This is a genomic window from Lentzea roselyniae, from assembly GCF_039537795.1.
GTDB lineage: Bacteria > Actinomycetota > Actinomycetes > Mycobacteriales > Pseudonocardiaceae > Lentzea > Lentzea atacamensis.
Genome location: NZ_BAABBE010000014.1, coordinates 96,689 through 114,489 on the forward strand (window position 1 = coordinate 96,689; position 17,801 = coordinate 114,489).

At 70.0% G+C, this 17,801-nt stretch carries 9 protein-coding genes and 1 pseudogene; 6 read left to right on the forward strand and 4 right to left on the reverse strand.

Annotation, left to right across the window (positions count from 1 at the left end; translation table 11 throughout):
- Nucleotide 1: 1 nt before the first annotated feature.
- From ABFX45_RS25195 to ABFX45_RS25215, 5 genes and pseudogenes are all read left to right on the forward strand, one after another.
- A complete protein-coding gene (locus tag ABFX45_RS25195) occupies nt 2-4,021 on the forward strand; it encodes an ATP-binding protein (RefSeq protein WP_346132328.1) in 4,020 nt (1,339 codons plus the stop codon).
- Between the two features lie 437 nt (nt 4,022-4,458).
- Nucleotides 4,459-9,399, forward strand: a complete 4,941-nt coding sequence (locus ABFX45_RS25200; protein WP_346132330.1) for an NAD-glutamate dehydrogenase — start codon at nt 4,459-4,461, stop codon at nt 9,397-9,399.
- A 140-nt stretch (nt 9,400-9,539) separates the two neighbouring features.
- On the forward strand, nt 9,540-9,971 hold the full coding sequence (locus ABFX45_RS25205) for an acyl-CoA thioesterase (protein WP_109640782.1): 432 nt from the start codon (nt 9,540-9,542) through the stop codon (nt 9,969-9,971).
- Nucleotides 9,964-10,590 carry a DUF8010 domain-containing protein gene (locus ABFX45_RS25210; protein WP_109640878.1) on the forward strand — a complete coding sequence of 209 codons (627 nt, stop codon included), beginning with the start codon at nt 9,964-9,966 and terminating at the stop codon, nt 10,588-10,590. Before ABFX45_RS25205 ends, ABFX45_RS25210 begins: the two co-directional genes overlap by 8 nt.
- A gap of 116 nt (nt 10,591-10,706) precedes the next feature.
- Nucleotides 10,707-11,551 (forward strand): annotated as a pseudogene (locus ABFX45_RS25215) (low temperature requirement protein A).
- Between the two features lie 171 nt (nt 11,552-11,722).
- Here ABFX45_RS25215 and ABFX45_RS25220 read toward each other — a convergent pair.
- From ABFX45_RS25220 to ABFX45_RS25235, 4 genes are all read right to left on the reverse strand, one after another.
- The gene (locus tag ABFX45_RS25220) at nt 11,723-13,315 is read right to left on the reverse strand and encodes a glycoside hydrolase family 13 protein (protein ID WP_109640785.1); all 1,593 of its coding nucleotides are present in this window, start codon (nt 13,313-13,315) and stop codon (nt 11,723-11,725) included.
- Between the two features lie 57 nt (nt 13,316-13,372).
- Nucleotides 13,373-13,756 carry a globin gene (locus ABFX45_RS25225; RefSeq protein ID WP_346132333.1) on the reverse strand — a complete coding sequence of 128 codons (384 nt, stop codon included), beginning with the start codon at nt 13,754-13,756 and terminating at the stop codon, nt 13,373-13,375.
- A 139-nt stretch (nt 13,757-13,895) separates the two neighbouring features.
- On the reverse strand, nt 13,896-14,726 hold the full coding sequence (locus ABFX45_RS25230; RefSeq protein WP_346132485.1) for a mechanosensitive ion channel family protein: 831 nt from the start codon (nt 14,724-14,726) through the stop codon (nt 13,896-13,898).
- 85 nt (nt 14,727-14,811) lie between these two features.
- Nucleotides 14,812-16,908: a prolyl oligopeptidase family serine peptidase gene (locus ABFX45_RS25235; RefSeq protein WP_233440134.1), complete on the reverse strand. Its 2,097-nt coding sequence runs from the start codon at nt 16,906-16,908 to the stop codon at nt 14,812-14,814.
- Between the two features lie 151 nt (nt 16,909-17,059).
- On the opposite strand from ABFX45_RS25235, the gene ABFX45_RS25240 reads away from it, so the two are divergent.
- Nucleotides 17,060-17,728 (forward strand): HNH endonuclease, encoded by a 669-nt coding sequence (locus ABFX45_RS25240; protein ID WP_346132336.1) that lies wholly within the window; start codon nt 17,060-17,062, stop codon nt 17,726-17,728.
- Nucleotides 17,729-17,801 lie beyond the last annotated feature (73 nt).

Consider the following 17,801-nt stretch of genomic DNA (forward strand, 5'->3'; position numbering starts at 1 on the left):
CGTGGCGGCGAGGGGCGAGACGCAGGCGAACGTCGAGGTGAGCACGCTGGTCGTGCCCGCCTGGCGGCTGCGTTGGCGGGCACCGGAGCTCGCTCTGGTGCTGGGGGAGCGCGCACTCGCGCTCGCCTCCGCCCGTCACGACGAAGCCGATCGGCTCCGCGCGGAGTCGGTCGTGGTCTTCGCGGGCAACCGCGTCGGTCGCGGCGTCCGCATCGCCGACCGGGCGATCGACGCGCTGAAGGCGGCCGAGACCGCCGGTGAACACGAGACCGCGTGGCTGCTGCGGGTGGAACTCGCGGCGTGCGCGCGGTCCGTGGGAGCACCGCTGACGGGCTTCGCCGCGGTGACGCCCGTGCTGGAAGCGCCGGACGTGCCCGCGGAACTGCGGGCCTCGGCGCTGGTGCAGGCCAGCGAATGCCTCGTCACGGTCGGCCGCGGCGACGAACCCACGCAGGCGCTGGCGGAGGCGGACCAACTCTACGTCGCCGACACGACGCTCGACGACGACACCCGCCTGCTGCTTCGCGGCCTGATCCGCGCGGTGCAGGCGGCCCAGCACCGCCGGTGGGGCGACATCGCCGCCGCCATCGGCGCCGCCCGCGAAGGCCTCGACCTGCTCAGCCGGTTCGCCGACCCGTCGGCGGACAGCGGCCAGGGCATGGGCCGCCTCACGCTGGAGCTGGTGCTCGCGCTGATGGACGCGAACCGCCTCCTCGACGCGAGCGAGGTCGGCACCCCGATGCTCGACCGCCCGGTGCGCGCACCGTCGGCGTCGACGACGGGCTGGCTCCGCCTTGCTCTCGCCACACGTGTCCACCTGCCGGCGGGCCGCGTGGCGCTGGCCCGCGAAATGCTTCGCGAAGCCGCCGCGAGCGCAGAACGCCACCAGCTCGACACGCTCCTCGCGGAAAGCCTGCTGGCGCTGGCCCACGTGCACGAGGTGTCCGGCGACCTGGCCGACGCGCTCACGAACCTGCGCTCCGCCCACGCCGCCGAACGCCGCCGGGCCCGCGCCGTCTACGCGGTGCGCGCACGCCTCGCCGCGGAGTTCTCCGGCGTCCACCGCCAGCCGGCCGACCTGCACCAGCAGCTGGCGAGCCTGCTCCGCCCGATCGACGGCATGCAGATGGTCTCCGACGGCATCCTGTCCGCCGCACTGAAACAACAGCTCCGACAGTGGCGCCCGGTCCAGGTCCGCAAGGGCGACGGACTGAAGGTCAAGCGCGCCCGCAGAGCTGCCGAAGACATGACCGTGGAGGGTTTGTCCGCGGCACGCCAGCACGCCGCCGACCGGTGGCGCATGGTCCAGCCGTTCGGCGAACCCGACGACAAGACTCCGGACCCAGTGGAACCCCAACTTCCAGCAGCATCCTCATCAGACCGCACAGTCCCGGCCTCAGGCTTGATCGCCTCCGCGGGCGCCATGGTGAGCGGCCGCCGCCGCGCCGCCCGAGTGGCCGCGGGCGAGATCGACGACGACCAGCCGTCCACCCCTGCCACCGCCCCGACACCACCACCACCCGCGCCTGCCGAAACCCCTGCGCTGACGCCGGAACAGGAACGCAAGCGCAAGGTCGAGCAACAGCTCATGGAGCTGCAGCGCGAGGCCCGCCGCCAGATCGAGGCAGAGCGCCAGGCCCGCGCCGAACTACGAGCCGCGGCAGAACGCGAGGCAGCCGAAGGGGCCGCCCGCCAAGCCAGGATGGAACGCGAGGCAGCCGAAGAGGCCGCCCGCCAGGCCAGGATGGAACGCGAGGCAGCCGAAGAGGCCGCCCGCCAGGCCGCAGCCCGCCAGGAGGCCTCCAGAGCCCAGCCGGAGAGCGTCATGGACATGCTCAAGGCCCAGGGCCTGCGAGCAGGCGGCCGACGCCGAGCCCCGGACACCGAAGCCCAGCCGGAAACCCCGTCGTGGCGAGTCGAACCACCGTCCCGCTTGCGCCAGGACGACCAGTCGCCCAGCTACTTCGCCGACCCCGGCGCCCACTCCGCGCCGGAGACCTCAACCGGCCCGGCCTACTTCGCCGACCCGAGCACCGCGGACACACCGTCCCGCTCGGGCCTGGCCGCGGCGTTCTCCCGCCCTCCAGCGGCCCCGGACCTCGGCCCCCACACCGACGACGCGGCGTACCCGCTGCACACCCCGGCCGCCGGCTTCCCGACCTTCCCGCCGGACCAGGACGAGCGCAAGCTCCCCACCCCGGACTACACGAGCTTCGACTTCAGCACGCCGCAGTGGTCAACGGCATCAATCCCGTCCCCAGACCCCGCGGAACCCCCCGACCCGGCCCAGCCGACGCCGGACCCCACCCCGAACCCGGAGCGCAAGCCGTTCCCGCCTATCCCGGACCCGATCCCGCCGGTGCCCACCCCGGACGAGATCCCGCCCTCCCCGGAGCCGGACCTGCTCTCCAGCACGTTCCTGAGCTCCGCGGACGTGGAGCGGGAGGACGACACCTCCACCCTCCCGACCACCCCGGTCCGCACGAACCTCTCGTCAGACCAGGCTTACGGCACCCAGTCCGGCCAGGGCACCCAGCCGGGGTTCGGCGCGCAGTCCGGCTCCGGTCCGGACCCTGGCTTTGGCAGCCATCCCGGCTCCGGCGCGGAGTCCGGCTTCGGCACTCAGCCCAGCCCTGGTGGTCAGCCGAGCTTCGGTACGCAGACCGGGTTCAGCACGCAACAGACCTTCGGGACTCAGACCAGCTTCGGCGCGCAGCCCACGTTCGGCGCGCAGACGAATTTCGGGCCGCAATCCACTTTCGGCACGCAGTCGGCTCATGTCGGCCAGCCCGACCCGGCCACGCCTGCCCAGCCCGGCCCTTCCGCGCAGTCTGATCCCACCGGCGCCGGGTTCAGCCGAATCCCCCAGCCCGACGCCACCGACGGGGGGCCCCAGCCAGATCCGGGTGCTTGGGCCAACTTCGACATCGCGCCCGACTACGACGTCAGCTCCAACCTGGTGATGTTCACGGGTCCGGGAACCGGCGCCGGTTCTGAGCCGGCCACCCAACCCAACATCCCCACCGGTGCGAGCCAGCCGACCCCATCGGACCCGACCGGCTTCGGGAACTCGGACGTGGACACCGGCTTCGATCCGGCCGCGAGGTCCGCGGATCCCGCCGCAAGCGCCGGGTTCGGATCAGCCGCGTCTGCCGACTCCGCGACCGGTGCCGGGTTCGGTTCGGGGGTGTCCGGCGATCCTGGCGTGGGTGCCGGGTTCGGCTCGGACGCGGGCTCTCCCACCGGCCTCAGCTTCGATCCGGCACCTCCGGCCTCCAGCACCGGATTCGGCTCACCCACCCAGCCCGGCTCGCCTCCGGAGTACGACTTCTTCTCCACGGAGTCCGAGCCGGCCACCCAACCGGACTCCACCCCACAGTTCGGCATCACCGAGCCCGGCACCGCCACGCACAGCGAGGCGGCAGCCGAGTCCGGCCTCACCACGCCGGCCGACGGCGAGCCGGCCACGGAGAAGGACGAGTCCGGCACCCGATCGGGCCGTCCCAGCAGTCGCCGCAAGCCGAGCGACCTCAGCCTCGCCGACCTGCTCGCCGAAGCGCTCGTCGCCTACGAAACCGGCCGCCGGTCCGACGAGGAGCAGCTCGATGCCTCCGACCTGAGCGCCTCGAAGTGGTCGGACGCCGGGCAATCCGACGTGCCGGACCAGCCTTACTCGGCACAACGGCCCGAAACCGAGCAGCCCGGTGTGGACTCGCTCTACAGCCCCGGCCAGTTCGGCGCGGCGCAGCCCAGCGACTCCGTGTTCCGGCCGGGGGCGTCGCAGCAGCCCGTCTTACAACCTGCGGACGCTCCGGCGTACTTCCTTCCGCAGCAGCCCTCGGCGGAACCCGCTGCCCAGCCCGGCCCGGAAACACCCTTCGGTGCTGAGCGGCCGGAATCAGAGCAGGAGAAGACCGGTCCGATCGTCCCCGTGGGTGCCACGCCGGACAACGAGACCACCGGTCCCATCCGTCCCGTCCGGCCGGACGGGCCCGCGGGGTGGACCCTGCCAGGTACGTGATCCGCATTCGGTCGTCGAGTTTCCGAGATCTGCTGGAACGGGCGCGGCCGGAAGCGGAAGCACATTTCCAGCCGGACGTGTGATTCCGGCAGGCACGTGATGCCGGAGCCGGGAGATGTGCACCCGGAGTGCCGGGGCCTACCCGCTGGTCGGGTGGCCGGGTGCGGCCGGGCGTGTGAGTTTCTCGGTCCGGCGGCCAGGAAGAGGCCGCCGGGCCCATGATCCGGAGGATCGACGTGGGCCGCCCGCCGCTGTCGCCGTGGACGGGTGGTCCAGCATGCGGAACGCCTTGTCGCCACTGATGATGTGACTCGATTCAGCCCACGATTCAGTGGTCCGTCAGTGCCCCTCCCGTTGCCGGTGACGGCCCCAGTCCCATCTAGGGTGGGGGCGGACCCGGCACACAGAGGTGCCGGATAGCGTGGAGTCGCCTGAAGATGACCTCGACTGGAGCCCCGACCCGAACCGACGACGTCTCCGCGGTAACCGCCGCGGATGGCGGGAGTCGACCGGCCAGTCCTGAGCAGGTCCGTGACGAGCTGATCGAACGGGCCGCCGCCAATGCCCCCGAACTCGCTGATCTGATCCGCCTCTTCTACCGGCACGTGCCCGCCGAGGAAGTCATCGACGACGACCCGGTGGACCTGGTCGGAGCGGTGCGATCGAACTACCAGGTCGCTGAGAGCCGCGTTCCCGGACGCGCCGTGGTGCGCATTCTGAACCCGACACGGGCCACCGACGGGTGGCAGTGCCCGGTCACCGTGGTGCAGGTCGTGACCGACGACATGCCCTACCTCGTGGACTCGGTCGCGTCCGAGCTCACGCGTGGTGGTGTGCAGGTGCAGCGTGTCGTGCACCCCATCGTCGTCGTGCGGCGTGACCCGGTGACGGGTGAGCGCACCGAGGTGCTGCCGACCGCCGATCCGTCCGACCCGCCCGCCGACGCGCTGGCCGAGTCGTGGATGAACATCGAGGTCGACCTCATCACCGACCCCGATCGGGCGCGTGAGCTGGAGACCCGGCTGCTGACGGTGCTGAACGACGTCCGCGAGGTCGTCGAGGACACCGACCGCATGGTGTCGACGGCGTTGCAGCTGGCCGACGAGCTCGAGAAGGACTCGTCCGAGGCCACCACGGACGGCGCGAAGCTGCTCAAGTGGCTCGCGGACGGGCATTTCACCTTCATGGGCTACCGGCAGTACGAGCTGGTGCGGGAGGACGGCGAACCCGCGCTGCGGGCCGTGCTCGCGAGCGGGCTCGGTGTGCTGCGGCAGGACAGCCTCGCGGCGCGCAGCCTCACCGCAGGGCCGGACAACGGCGCGCAGGCGCTCAGCCCCGAGCTGCTGGTGCTGACCCAGGCGAGTGCGCAGAGCAGCGTGCACCGCAGCGTCTACCCCTACTACGTGGGCGTGAAGACGTTCGACGCCGAGGGCAACGTCTCCGGTGAGCACCGGTTCCTCGGTGTCTTCAGCACCACGGCGCTGCACGAGGACGTGCTCGACATCCCCGTGATCGAGCGCCGGGTGCGCGACGTGATCCACCGCGCCGGCTTCCCGCTGCAGTCCTACTCGGGGCAGCGGATGCTCGAGGTGATCCAGAACTACCCGCGCACCGAGCTGTTCTCGGTGGACGCCGACACGCTCTACCAGACGACGACGGGCGTCATCGCGCTCGCGGAACGGCGGCGGCTGCGGCTGTTCCTGCGGCGTGACCCGTACGGGCGCTTCTTCTCGTGCCTGGTCTACCTGCCGCGCGACCGCTACACGACGACGAGCCGCCTCGCGATGCAGGAGGTGCTGCTCGCCGAGCTCGGTGGCCTGAACCTGGAGTACAGCGCGCGCATCGGCGAGTCCGCTCTCGCCCGCGTGCACTTCATGGTGCACACGGATCCGGCCCGCGTGCTGGAGCCGGACACCCAGGCGATCCAGAACAAGCTCGCCGAGGCCGTGCGCAGCTGGGACGACCGCATGGTCGAGGCCGTCGTCGGTGACGACGGCGTCGGTGCCGAGTCGGCCACCGAGCAGGGGCAGCGGTTCGCCTCGGTGTTCCCGGAGGCCTACAAGGAGGACTTTCCGGCGAGCACCGGGCTTGAGGACTACCGGCGCATCGAGGCGCTCGCCGAGGGCGACCTCGACATGGTCTTCTACGTGCCCGAGGACGCCGAGCCGGGGGAGCGGCGCTTCAAGCTGTTCGTCACCGGTGAGGGCATCACGCTGTCCGACGTGCTGCCGATGCTGCAGCGCATGGGCGTGATCGTCGTCGACGAGCGGCCGTACGAGATCGCGCGCGAGGACGGCGTGCAGTGCTGGATCTACGACTTCGGCCTGCGCATCAACGAGGCCGCGCTGGCCCAGCTGTCCGAGGCCGACCTCGAGAACGTGCGCGAGCGGTTCCAGAACGCGTTCGCCGCCGTGTGGCGCGGTGAGGCCGAGGTCGACAGGTTCAACTCGCTGGTGCTGCAGGCCGGGCTCACCTGGCAGCAGGCCGCGATGCTCCGCGCCTACGCGAAGTACCTGCGCCAGGCCGGCACGCCGTACTCGCAGGACTACATCGAGGACGCGGTGCTCAGCCACACGAGCGTGGCGATCGCGCTGGTCGCGTTGTTCGAGGCCCGGTTCGACCCGCGGCTCGACGACGCCACGCGCGCCGACCGCACCGAGACGATGGTCGTCGAGACCGGCAAGCTGATCGACGACGTGACGAGCCTCGACGCGGACCGGATCCTGCGCAGCCTGCTCACGCTGATCAACGCCACGCTGCGGACGAACTACTTCTTCCGCGACGCGGAGGGCAACGGCCGCCCGTACCTGTCGGTCAAGCTCGACCCGCAGGCGATCCCGGACCTGCCGGCGCCGCGGCCGAAGTTCGAGATCTTCGTGTACTCGCCGCGGATCGAGGGCGTGCACCTGCGCTTCGGCAGCGTCGCGCGTGGTGGTCTGCGCTGGTCCGACCGCCGCGAGGACTTCCGCACCGAGATCCTCGGCCTGGTCAAGGCGCAGGCCGTGAAGAACGCGGTGATCGTGCCGGTCGGCGCGAAGGGCGGCTTCGTCGTCAAGCGCCCGATCCCGGCGACGGGCGACCCCGGCATCGACCGCGAGAACTTCATGTCCGAGGGCATCGCCTGCTACAAGATGTTCATCTCCGGACTGCTCGACCTCACCGACAACCTGATCAACAACGAGGTCGTGCCCGCGCCGCAGGTCGTGCGCTACGACGGCGACGACACGTACCTGGTGGTGGCCGCGGACAAGGGCACCGCGACGTTCTCCGACATCGCCAACGGCGTGAGCCAGAGCTACGGCTTCTGGCTGGGCGACGCGTTCGCCTCCGGTGGCTCGATCGGCTACGACCACAAGGCCATGGGCATCACGGCCAAGGGCGCGTGGGAGAGCGTGAAGCGCTCGTTCCGCGAACTTGGTGTGGACACGCAGACCGAGGAGTTCACCGTCGTCGGCATCGGCGACATGTCCGGTGACGTTTTCGGCAACGGCATGATGCTGTCCGAGCACATCCGGCTCGTGGCCGCGTTCGACCACCGGCACATCTTCATCGACCCGAACCCGGTCGCCGCCACGTCGTTCGCCGAGCGCGTGCGGTTGTTCAACGTGCCGCGTTCGTCGTGGGACGACTACGACCGCTCGCTGATCAGCGAGGGCGGCGGCATCTTCCCGCTGTCGGCGAAGTCGATCCCGATCTCCGAGCAGGCCCGCGTCGCGCTGGGACTGCCGGAAGGCGTGGTGAAGCTGTCCCCGCCGGAGCTGAAGAAGGCGATCCTGCTCGCGCCGGTCGACCTGCTCTGGAACGGCGGCATCGGCACGTACGTCAAGGCGTCGACCGAGTCGCACGCCGACGTCGGCGACAAGGCCAACGACGCGATCCGCGTCAACGGCGCCGACCTGCGGGTCAAGGTCATCGGCGAGGGCGGCAACCTGGGCCTTACCCAGCGCGGCCGCATCGAGTTCGCGCGCACCGGCGGCAAGGTCAACACCGACGCGCTCGACAACTCCGCCGGCGTCGACTGCTCCGACCACGAGGTCAACATCAAGATCCTGCTGGACCACCTGGTCCGGGAGGGATCGCTGGAGCAGCAGCAGCGCAACCAGGTTCTCGGCGAGATGACCGACGAGGTCGGCGAGCTCGTGCTGGCCGACAACTACTCGCAGAACAACGTTCTCGGCGTCAGCCGGGCGCACGCCGCACCGATGCTGTCGGTGCACGCGCGGCTCACGGCCGACCTCGAGGCGCGCGGCGCGCTCAACCGCGAGCTGGAGGCGCTGCCGAGCGTGGCGGAGTTCAAGGCGCTGGAGAAGAACGGCGACGGCCTCACCTCGCCGGAGCTCGCGACGCTGCTCGCGTTCACCAAGCTCACCCTGAAGGAAGAGCTGCTCCAGAGCGACATTCCGACGATCGACACGTTCAAGAACAAGCTGCCGGACTACTTCCCGACCCTGCTGCGCGAGCGTTTCGGCGCGGCGATCCCGAACCACCCGCTGGCGAGGCAGATCATCACGACGGTGGTCGTCAACGAGGTGGTCGACGGCGGCGGCGTGTCCTACGCGTTCCGCCTGGCCGAGGAGATGAGCGCGTCGGCGACCGACGCGGTCCGCGCCTACGCCGTGGTCACCGAGGTCTTCGACCTGCCCGCGATCTGGCGTGAGATCCAGGCGCTGGACAACGTGGTGCCGACGGCCGTGCAGGACAACATGGTGCTGGAGACGCGTCGCCTGCTGGACCGCGCGTCCCGCTGGCTGCTCTCCAACCGCCCGCAGCCGCTCGCGGTGGGCTCGACGATCAACCGCTTCCGCGGCGTGGTCTCCGAGCTCAGCCCCTCCGCCCTGGACCTGTTGCAGGGCAAGGAGTACGACGTGGTCGCGGGCAAGGCGGACGGGTTCGTCGAGCAGGGCGTCCCTGCCGAGCTCGCCCGCAAGGTCGCCGCGCTGCTCTACATGTACGGCCTGCTCGACGTCACCGAGATCGCCGAGCTGGCCGAACGCGAGATCGGCCCGTCCGCCGGCATGGGCCCGGAGCGTTCGCACCGGGAGACCGCCGAGCTGTACTTCGCGCTGTCCGACCACCTCGACATCGACCACATGCTGGACTCGGTGACGAGCCTGGAGCGCGGCAACCGCTGGCACGCCCTGGCCCGCCTGGCTCTCCGCGACGACTTCTACTCGTCGCTGCGGGCCATCACCCTCGACGTGCTGAGGGCGAGCGACCTGGGCGACACGGCGAGCGAGAAGATCGCCAAGTGGGAGCAGGCCAACGCCTCCCGCCTGGCTCGCTCGCGCGGGGCGCTGGAAGAGATCAACCGGGTCCGCCAGCTGGACCTGGCCACCCTGTCCGTCGCCGCACGTCAGGTGCGGAGCATGGTCAGGTAGAGACGCCGGAACGGGGCGCTGCGGAGATCCCTCCGCGGCGCCCCGACGCGTATCAGAGCACCACGGACTCGAACACCGTGCGAACAGCCCGCCGAGGAGGCGGCTCGTGACGCGGGCGTGGTGCTGGGTAGGGTCCCTGCATGGGTGTCTTCGTCACTGGTGTGCGACCGCGTTGGTCGGACATGGATGCGTTCGGCCACGTCAACCACGCGAACACCGTGACGTTGCTGGAAGAGGCCCGGATCGAGCTGCTGTTCACCGAGGCGGCCCGCCACGGGGTGAAGGAGATGGCGGAGGGGATGGTCGTGGCGAAGCTCTTCGTCGACTACCTCGCGCCGATCGTCTTCACCGGCGAGGACATCGTGGTCGAGATGTCCGTGCGGGACCTGAAGTCGGCGTCGTTCACCCTCGACTACGTGGTGCGCGGCAGCCGGGAGGCGAACAGTCCCGTGGTCACCAAGGCGGAGACGCTCATGGTGCCCTACAACGTGACCACCGCGCGGCCGCGTCGTCTCACCGACGCCGAGCGCGACTTCCTCGCCGGATGGCGAGCAGGGGGTAATGGTGCCTGAGCTGGTGCTGGCCGACGCGGCCGAGAGAGACGATCTCGGAGCGTTCGCGGCGCGTGCCGTGCGGTTGGACGGGCAGACCGTGGTGCGGCTGCGCAACCGCAACGAAGAACTGCTCGACGCGTGGGTAGCCACGCCGTTCGACACGCTCGCCACGCGAACCGTTGCGGGACAGGCGAATCCGGCCGACGTCACGGTGTCGGGATCGGAGCTGCTGACGGGCCTCGCGGTCATGCGCGACGAGCGCATCGATCCCGGCCCCGCCAAGGACCTGATGTGGCGCTCGGCCCTGCCGCCCGCGGAGGGCTGGCTCATGGTCGACCGGCTGCCGGTCGAGGTCGTGTCGAAGCTCGCGGACGAGGGCGTTGCCGTGGCACGGGAGAACACCGGCCCGCAGGGCACGCCGCCGGCCTCGTTGCTGGACCAGACGGTGCTGACGGTCAGCGGGTCCGGGTTGGACGTGAAGATTCCGCTGCGGTGCCTGTTCGCGTTGTCCGGCATGGGTTTTCTCGGCGAGGAGGGCGACGTGCGGGTCACCGCGACCGACTCGTGGCTGCGGATCGACGCCAGGTACGGCGCGGTGGTCCGGCGCCGGCACTCGATGCTGCCGTTGATCGTCTGATTCGGAGCGGATGATCGCGGCACGATGTCGCGCGTGTCCGCCGAACCGCACGCGAGTACAAGGTCTCGACGCTGGAGCTCTTCTTCGACCTGGTCTTCGTCTTCACGATCACGCAGCTGACCAAGACCTGGCCGACGACACGTCGCCGCTCGGCTTCGCGCAGGTCGTGATCATGCTGTTCGTGATCCTCTGGATGTACTTCGGCTACGTCTGGCTCACGAACGCCGTCCCGCCGAACACCACGGTGCGACGGCTGCTGCTCATCGCGGGTATGGGCGGGTTCCTGGTCATCGCGCTGGCGATTCCGAACGCCTTCGGTGCGGCCGGGATCGCTTTCGGCGTCGGCTACCTGATCGTGAACCTGGTGCACTCCGGGTTGTTCATCTCGGCGGGCGGGCCGGGCTCGGCAGCGGCCATGGCGCGGCTGGCGCCGTTCAACCTCGGGTCCGCGGGCCTGGTGTTCGCTGGCGGGTTCCTGCCCAGCACCTGGCGAGCGGTCGCCTGGTCGGCGGCGGTCGTGCTCATGATCGTGTCGCCGTACGTCAACCGGCGGCACGGGGAGTTCCGGATCAGGCCGGCCCACTTCGTCGAGCGGCACGGACTGGTGGTGATCATCGCGATCGGCATCGGCGCGGCTGGGCTACCGCTCAACCTGGAGCTCGTGGTGGCGGCGTTGCTGGGTCTCGCGCTGGCCTACCAGCTGTGGTGGTGCCACTTCGGCGGCGAGCAGGACCTGCGCGCCGAGCACAGCCTCGCGGCGATGGCGCCGTCCGACCGGGCCCGCGCGGCCCTGTCGGCGTTCGGCTGGGCGCATGCGCCGCTCCTGCTCGGCATCGTCGTCGTGTGCGTCGGGGTGAAGAGACCATCGGGCACGCCACCGAGCACCTCAGCGGAGCCCTGGCGCTCGGCGGTGGAGCCGCGCTCTTCCTCGCCGGGCAGATCTACTTCCGGTGGCGGCTGAAGATCGGAGCCAACCGCTTCCGGATCATCGCTGCCATCGCCGCGCTCGCCACCGTGCCGGTCGGGCTGTGGCTGGCCATCGCGCAGGTCGCGACCCTCGTGCTGGTGTTCGGCGTCCTGCTCGCGGTGGAGGACAAGCCTCGGGCGTGAGACCACACCCGAGGCGTCAGCCTCAGACCAGCCAGACCGCCGTGTCCGGAGGCAGCTGGTCGCCGTCCATCGGACCGGACGACAGCAGCACCTGACCGGGCGGCAGCGGCACCGACGCACCGGACGTGTTCAGCGCGCAGATCAGGCCGCCACCCTTGCGCCGGAACGCGAAGCAGCCCGCCGGGGCGCCGTACCACTCCAGCTCGTCGCCCGCGAAAGCCGCGTTGGACTTCCGGTGCTCGAGCGCCTGGCGGTACAGCGACAGCATCGAACCGGGGTCCTCCAGCTGAGCTTCCGCCGTGAGGTGGTCCCACTCGTTCGGCTGGGGCAGCCAGGTGTTGACGGCCGTGGAGAACCCGAACGGCGGCGTGGTGCCCTCCCACGGGATCGGCACGCGGCAGCCGTCACGGCCGCGCTCGGTGCGGCCGGAACGCTCCCAGGTCGGGTCCTGCAGGGCCCAGTCCGGCAGCTCCACGTTCGGCAGGCCGAGCTCTTCGCCGTTGTAGAGGTAGATCACGCCCGGCAGCGCGAGCTCGACCAGCGTCATCGCACGGGCCCGCTGCTCGCCCAGGGCGCCACCGCCGTAGCGCGTCACGTGGCGCACGACGTCGTGGTTGGACAGCGTCCACGTGGCGGGCGTACCGGCGAGGGCCACCGCGCCCAGCGAGTGCTCGATCGCGGAACGGACCGCGTCGGCGTCGAAGCCCGCCTCGACCAGGCGGAAGTTGAAGCCCAGGTGCAGCTCGTCGGGACGGACGTAGGCGGCGAAGCGCTCGTCGTCCTTCACCCAGATCTCGCCGACCGCCATGGTGCCGGGATAGCCGTCCATGACCTTGCGGATCATGCGGTGGATCTCGTGCACGCCGTCGTTGTCGAAGCGCGGGTCGTGGACGTCGTCGGACAGCACGCCGGGAACCTGCACCCGGATCTCCATGTCCGGCAGGCCTTCCGGCTTGGCCATGCCGTGCGCCACGTCGATGCGGAAGCCGTCGACGCCGCGGTCCAGCCAGAAGCGCAGCGTGTGCTCCAGGTCGGCGCGGACCTCCGGGTGGTCCCAGTTGAGGTCGGGCTGCTCGGGCGCGAAGAGGTGCAGGTACCACTGGCCGTCGGGCACGCGGGTCCAGGCGGGGCCGCCGAAGACGGAGACCCAGTTGTTCGGCGGCTGGGAGCCGTCGAAGCCGCGGCCCTCGCGGAAGATGTAGCGCGAACGCTCCATGCTGCCGGGGCCGGCCTGCAGCGCCTCCTGGAACCACTCGTGCAGGTCGCTCGTGTGGTTCGGGACCAGGTCGACGGTCACGCGGATGTTGTGCTCGTGCGCGTCCGCGACCAGCCGGTCGAACGCGGCCAGGTCGCCGAACAGCGGGTCCACGTCGCGCGGGTCCGCGACGTCGTAGCCGTGGTCGGCCATGGGCGAGCGGTAGAACGGGGTGAGCCACAGGGCGTCGACACCGAGCAGTTCCAGGTAGCCGAGGCGGGACCGGATGCCGTCGAGGTCGCCCACGCCGTCGCCGTTGGAGTCGGCGAAGGAACGCACGTACACCTGGTAGAAGACGGCGTCACGCCACCAGGCGGACTCTTCGGCGATCTCGGGAGTGAGGTCGGAGGATCGTCGCACGGGGAGTCATCCTGCCATTCGTCTCGCTGCGAAAGGGACCGATCGGGTGACGGGCGATCAAGACCAGCTGTTCATCAGGCTGTTCGCGGCCATCTCCAGGTAGTCCCAGAGCTGCTTGCGGTGGGCCTCGTCGAGCCCTGCCTCGTCGACGGCGATCCGCATGCAGCGCAGCCACGCGTCGCGTTCGATCGGTCCGATCTTGAACGGCACGTGACGCATCCGCAGCCTCGGGTGGCCCCGGTTCTCCGAGTAGGTGTGGGGGCCGCCCCAGTACTGCATGAGGAACAGTCGCAGGCGCTCCTCCGCAGGTCCGAGGTCCTCTTCCGGGTACAGGGGCAGCAGGACGTCGTCGGCCTTCACCTCTTTGTAGAAGCGCGCCACGATGCGGTGGAACGTCTCCTCGCCACCGACCTGTTCGAAGAAGCTCACCGGGTTGCCCACACAACCATCCTGACTCACGCGAGCCACCGCCCGCAGGCCGCCCCGGCTATTGGTTCCGCCACACAGGCGTGAGCTGGCAGGACGCCGAGTGATCATCGTCTCGAATGGGTGTTCTAACTCACCCGGCGCCGCGTGCGTCTTACTTGGCGGTGAAGCCGGCCTCCTCCAGCGCGGGCATCAGCTGCGCCCGCAGGTTGCGCTGGACCGCCCACTGCCGGCCGGGCCGCGTCTTCACGGTCACGCGCAACGTGATGCCGTCCGGCGTGAACTTCTCGACACCGAGGACGTCGGGCTTGGCCGTGATGTCCGACTTGACCGGATCCTTCTCCGCCACCTCGGCGACCTTGCGCTCGAGCACCTGGGTGGCCTCCGCGAGGTTCGCGCCGTAGCTCAGCGGCAGGTCGACGACGGCGACCGCGAAGCCCTGCGACGAGTTGCCGACGCGCAGGATCTCGCCGTTGCGGACGTACCAGACGGTGCCGCTCGTGTCCCGGATCGTCGTGGTGCGCAGCGCGACGGCCTCGACGGTGCCGGTCGCAGGGCCCAGGTCCACGACGTCGCCGACGCCGTACTGGTCCTCCAGCAGCATGAACATGCCGGACAGGAAGTCCTTGACCAGGTTCTGGGCGCCGAAGCCGAGCGCGACGCCCAGGATGCCCGCCGAGGTCAGGATCGGCGTGATGTTTATGCCGACCACGATCATGATCTCGAGGAACGCTATTCCGAAGATCATGATCGTGACGACGGACTTCAGCACCGAGCCGATCGTCTTGGCGCGCTGCTCCCTGCGCTCGGAGATCAGGTTTCCGAGCGCCTGGGGCGCCCTCTCGCGCAACGGCTTGAGCAGCCCCGGCTTCTTGCCTTCCTTGCCGGGGGTGGTGATCCGGTCGATGACCTTGCGAAGCATGGCCCTGAGCACCATGGCGACGATCAGGATCACGACGATCTTGATCGCGCCCGTCAGGATCATCGGGCCGTACTTCTCGAAGAACCCGACCGCCTGCGCGGTCTTGTTCGCGACGTCATCCACTGGACTCGTCACGTGGTCGTGCCTCCTACAACTCCATGCCCGTGGCATTGGCCAGGAACGTCAACTGGTCCACGGCGAGAGCGACGGTCCGGCTGACCGACCTGCCCGCGTGACCGACCTCGGTCTCGCGGCGGATCAGCACCGGGTGCTTGGCCGGATCGCTTGTCGAAGCGTGCTGCAGTGCCGCGCACATCTTCCTGGCGTGGTTGGGGTCCACACGAGAATCCGACTCGAACACCGTGAACAGCACCGAAGGGTACTCAACATCGGCTTCCACGCGGTGGTACGGAGAGTAGGACAACAGCCAGTCGAGCTCCTCGGAAACGCTTGCGCTGCCGTATTCCTCGGCCCACAACCGTCCGAGCAGGAACTTCTCGTAGCGCACCATGTCGAGCAGTGGCGCTGAGCACACCACGGCCGCGTAGAGCTCGGGACGCTGGGTGAGGGCGGCGCCGACGAGCAGGCCGCCGTTGGAGCCGCCCATGATCGCGAGCTGCTGCGGTGTGGTCCAGCCGTCCCTGATCAACCGCTCGGCGGCGGCGTGGAAGTCGTCGAACACGTTCTGCTTGTTGGCGCGCATGCCGGCGACATGCCACTCCTCGCCTTCCTCGTCGCCGCCGCGCAACGACACGTGCACCCACACGCCGCCCGCTTCCACCCAGGCCAGCGTGGTCGCGCCGTAGCCGGGGCCGCGGCCGATCGCGAAGCCGCCGTAGCCGGTGACCAGCGCGGGACGGGGCAGGTCGGGCTTCTGCTCACCGCTCACGACGAACATGCGGACCGTCGTGCCGTCCTTGGACGTGTACGCGATCTGCTGCGTCGTCACGGACGGCAGCTCGACCCGGCCGGGAGCAGCCTCGTGCAGCACGGTTTCGCCGGTGGACGCGGAGAACCGGTACACCGACTGCGGTGTCACGAAGTCGGTCCACCCGAACCACACCGTGTCCTGGTCGTGGCCGGTGGCGGCGTCCACAACGGACATGCCGTGCACCGAACCCGTTCCGGGCAGCGGAATCACCTGCTTGTGCGCGCCGGTCGCGGCGTCGTGCAGGTGCAGTTCGGACACCGCGTGCCGGGTGCGCAGGACGACGAGGTCGCCGTTCAACCAGCGCACACCGTCCAGCACGGAGTCCTTTTCCTCGCTGATGAGCTCGGTCCACTCGGTGGGGTTGGCCGGGTCCGCCACGCACAGGCGCAGCCGCGGTGCGTTCAGCGAGGTGTGCAGGTAGAGCTTGCCGTCACGCGCGACGAACGCCTCGCAGCGCTCGCCGGCCTCGGACAGGATGATCGGCCTGAGCTCGCCGTCGCCGTGCAGGTCGGCGATCCACACCGAGTCGTGCCGCATCGTGGTGGGGGCGCCGTTGACGACGAGCCAGCGGCCGTCCTGCGACAGGTTGAGGCCGTAGTAGTAGGTGTGGCCGAGGCCGTCACCGTGCACGTTGAGGTCCGTGGCGGGGTCGGCGCCCACGCGGTGGCGCCACACGCGGCGGTGGAAGAGCTTCTCGTCCTCGGGCAGCAGCGCCGGGTCGAGCTGGCGCACGTAGTAGAACTCCTCGCCACCGGGCAGCCAGCCGATGGCGGAGTAGCGGCACCGGTCGATCGGCCCCTCGATGAGCTCGCCGGACTCGACGTCGACGACGTGCAGCAGCGAGTGCTCGTTGCCGCCGATCGACACCTGGTACGCGAGGCGCGTGCCCTCGAGGCTGGGCGACCAACCGTCCAGCGTGGTCTTGCCGGACGGGTCGAGCGCGCTCACGTCGACCAGCACGCGTTCGGTGCCGTCGGTCTCGCGCACCATGACGACGGGGTGGTCCTGCTCGGGGCCGCGGCGGGTGAAGAACGCCCTGCCCGCGCGCCAGGCCGGGATGGACACCGACCCCGTGCGCATCAGCTCCTTCAGCCGGTCGTCCAGGCGCGCACGGCCGGGCATCGCGTCCAACCAGGAGCGTGCGAGCACGTCCTGCGCCTGCGACCACGCCTCCGTGCGCGGGTCGCTCGTGTCCTCGAGCCAGCGGTACGGGTCGGCCACGTCACGACCGTGGATCTGCTCGACGAGGTTTAGCCGCTCCGCGACCGGGTAGGAGACCGTCGCAGGCAAGGGGGTGGAGGGTGCCTCTGTCACCCTGTCAAGAGTAGCGGGTGATGAAAACCATCTCCGATAGGGAGCTGGTTCACCTTCAGTTCGATCACACATCCATGACGCGTCACTTATCACACGTGATTTTTTGCTGGTAAGTGTGGTCTCCTATGGCTGAACCGGTGGAGGTGGTCGCGTGCCAGACCGACAACCGACCCCTATCGGCGCCTCGCCACCAGGCGAGATGGCGCCGACGGTCCCCCCATGCCGAAAACAGGCCGAGCTGCGGGCAGTGCCCGATGGGGATCGAGACGGGGGAGGTTCCGGTCAGACGCCGGCGGTTTTCCCCTGGGGAAGACGCAAGGTCCTGCTGCTGAACGCCACGTTCGAGCCGCTCACGGCGTTGTCACTGCGCCGGGCGGTCGTGCTGGTGGTGTGCGGCAAAGCCGAGGTCGTGCACGGAGACGCCTCAGGGCTGGTGCTGCACTCTTCGAAGTCCGAGGTGCTCGTGCCGTCCGTGATCCGGCTGAGCACGTACGTTCGCGTTCCCTATCGCGGTCGCGTGCCGATGACCCGTGCCGGGCTCATGCACCGCGACCGTTATCGCTGCGCCTACTGCGGCGGGCGGGCCGAGACGATCGACCACGTCGTGCCGCGCTCGCGTGGCGGACCTCACACCTGGACCAACTGCGTCGCCTGCTGCGCGAAGTGCAACCACCGCAAGGCGGACAAACTGCTGTCCGAACTGGGGTGGCGGCTGCGCGTCGTGCCCGCGGCGCCACGTGGCCCGCACTGGCGGTTGCTCGCCGGCGTGGCCGAGGCTGATCCGCAGTGGTTGCCGTACCTGGGTGAACCCGCGGCCTGATCTGCCTGGTCGGGTCAGGCCGCGAGGGAGAAGTCGTCCTGGCGCGCCGTGATGCGCACCGAGTCGTCGAGTG

Excerpts from the sequence above, each read along its gene's own strand:
- ABFX45_RS25200 (WP_346132330.1), top strand. The coding sequence starts at position 4,459 with ATGACCTCGACTGGAGCCCCGACCCGAACCGACGACGTCTCCGCGGTA.
- ABFX45_RS25205 (WP_109640782.1), top strand. The coding sequence starts at position 9,540 with ATGGGTGTCTTCGTCACTGGTGTGCGACCGCGTTGGTCGGACATGGAT.
- ABFX45_RS25230 (WP_346132485.1), bottom strand. The coding sequence starts at position 14,726 with ATGATCCTGACGGGCGCGATCAAGATCGTCGTGATCCTGATCGTCGCC.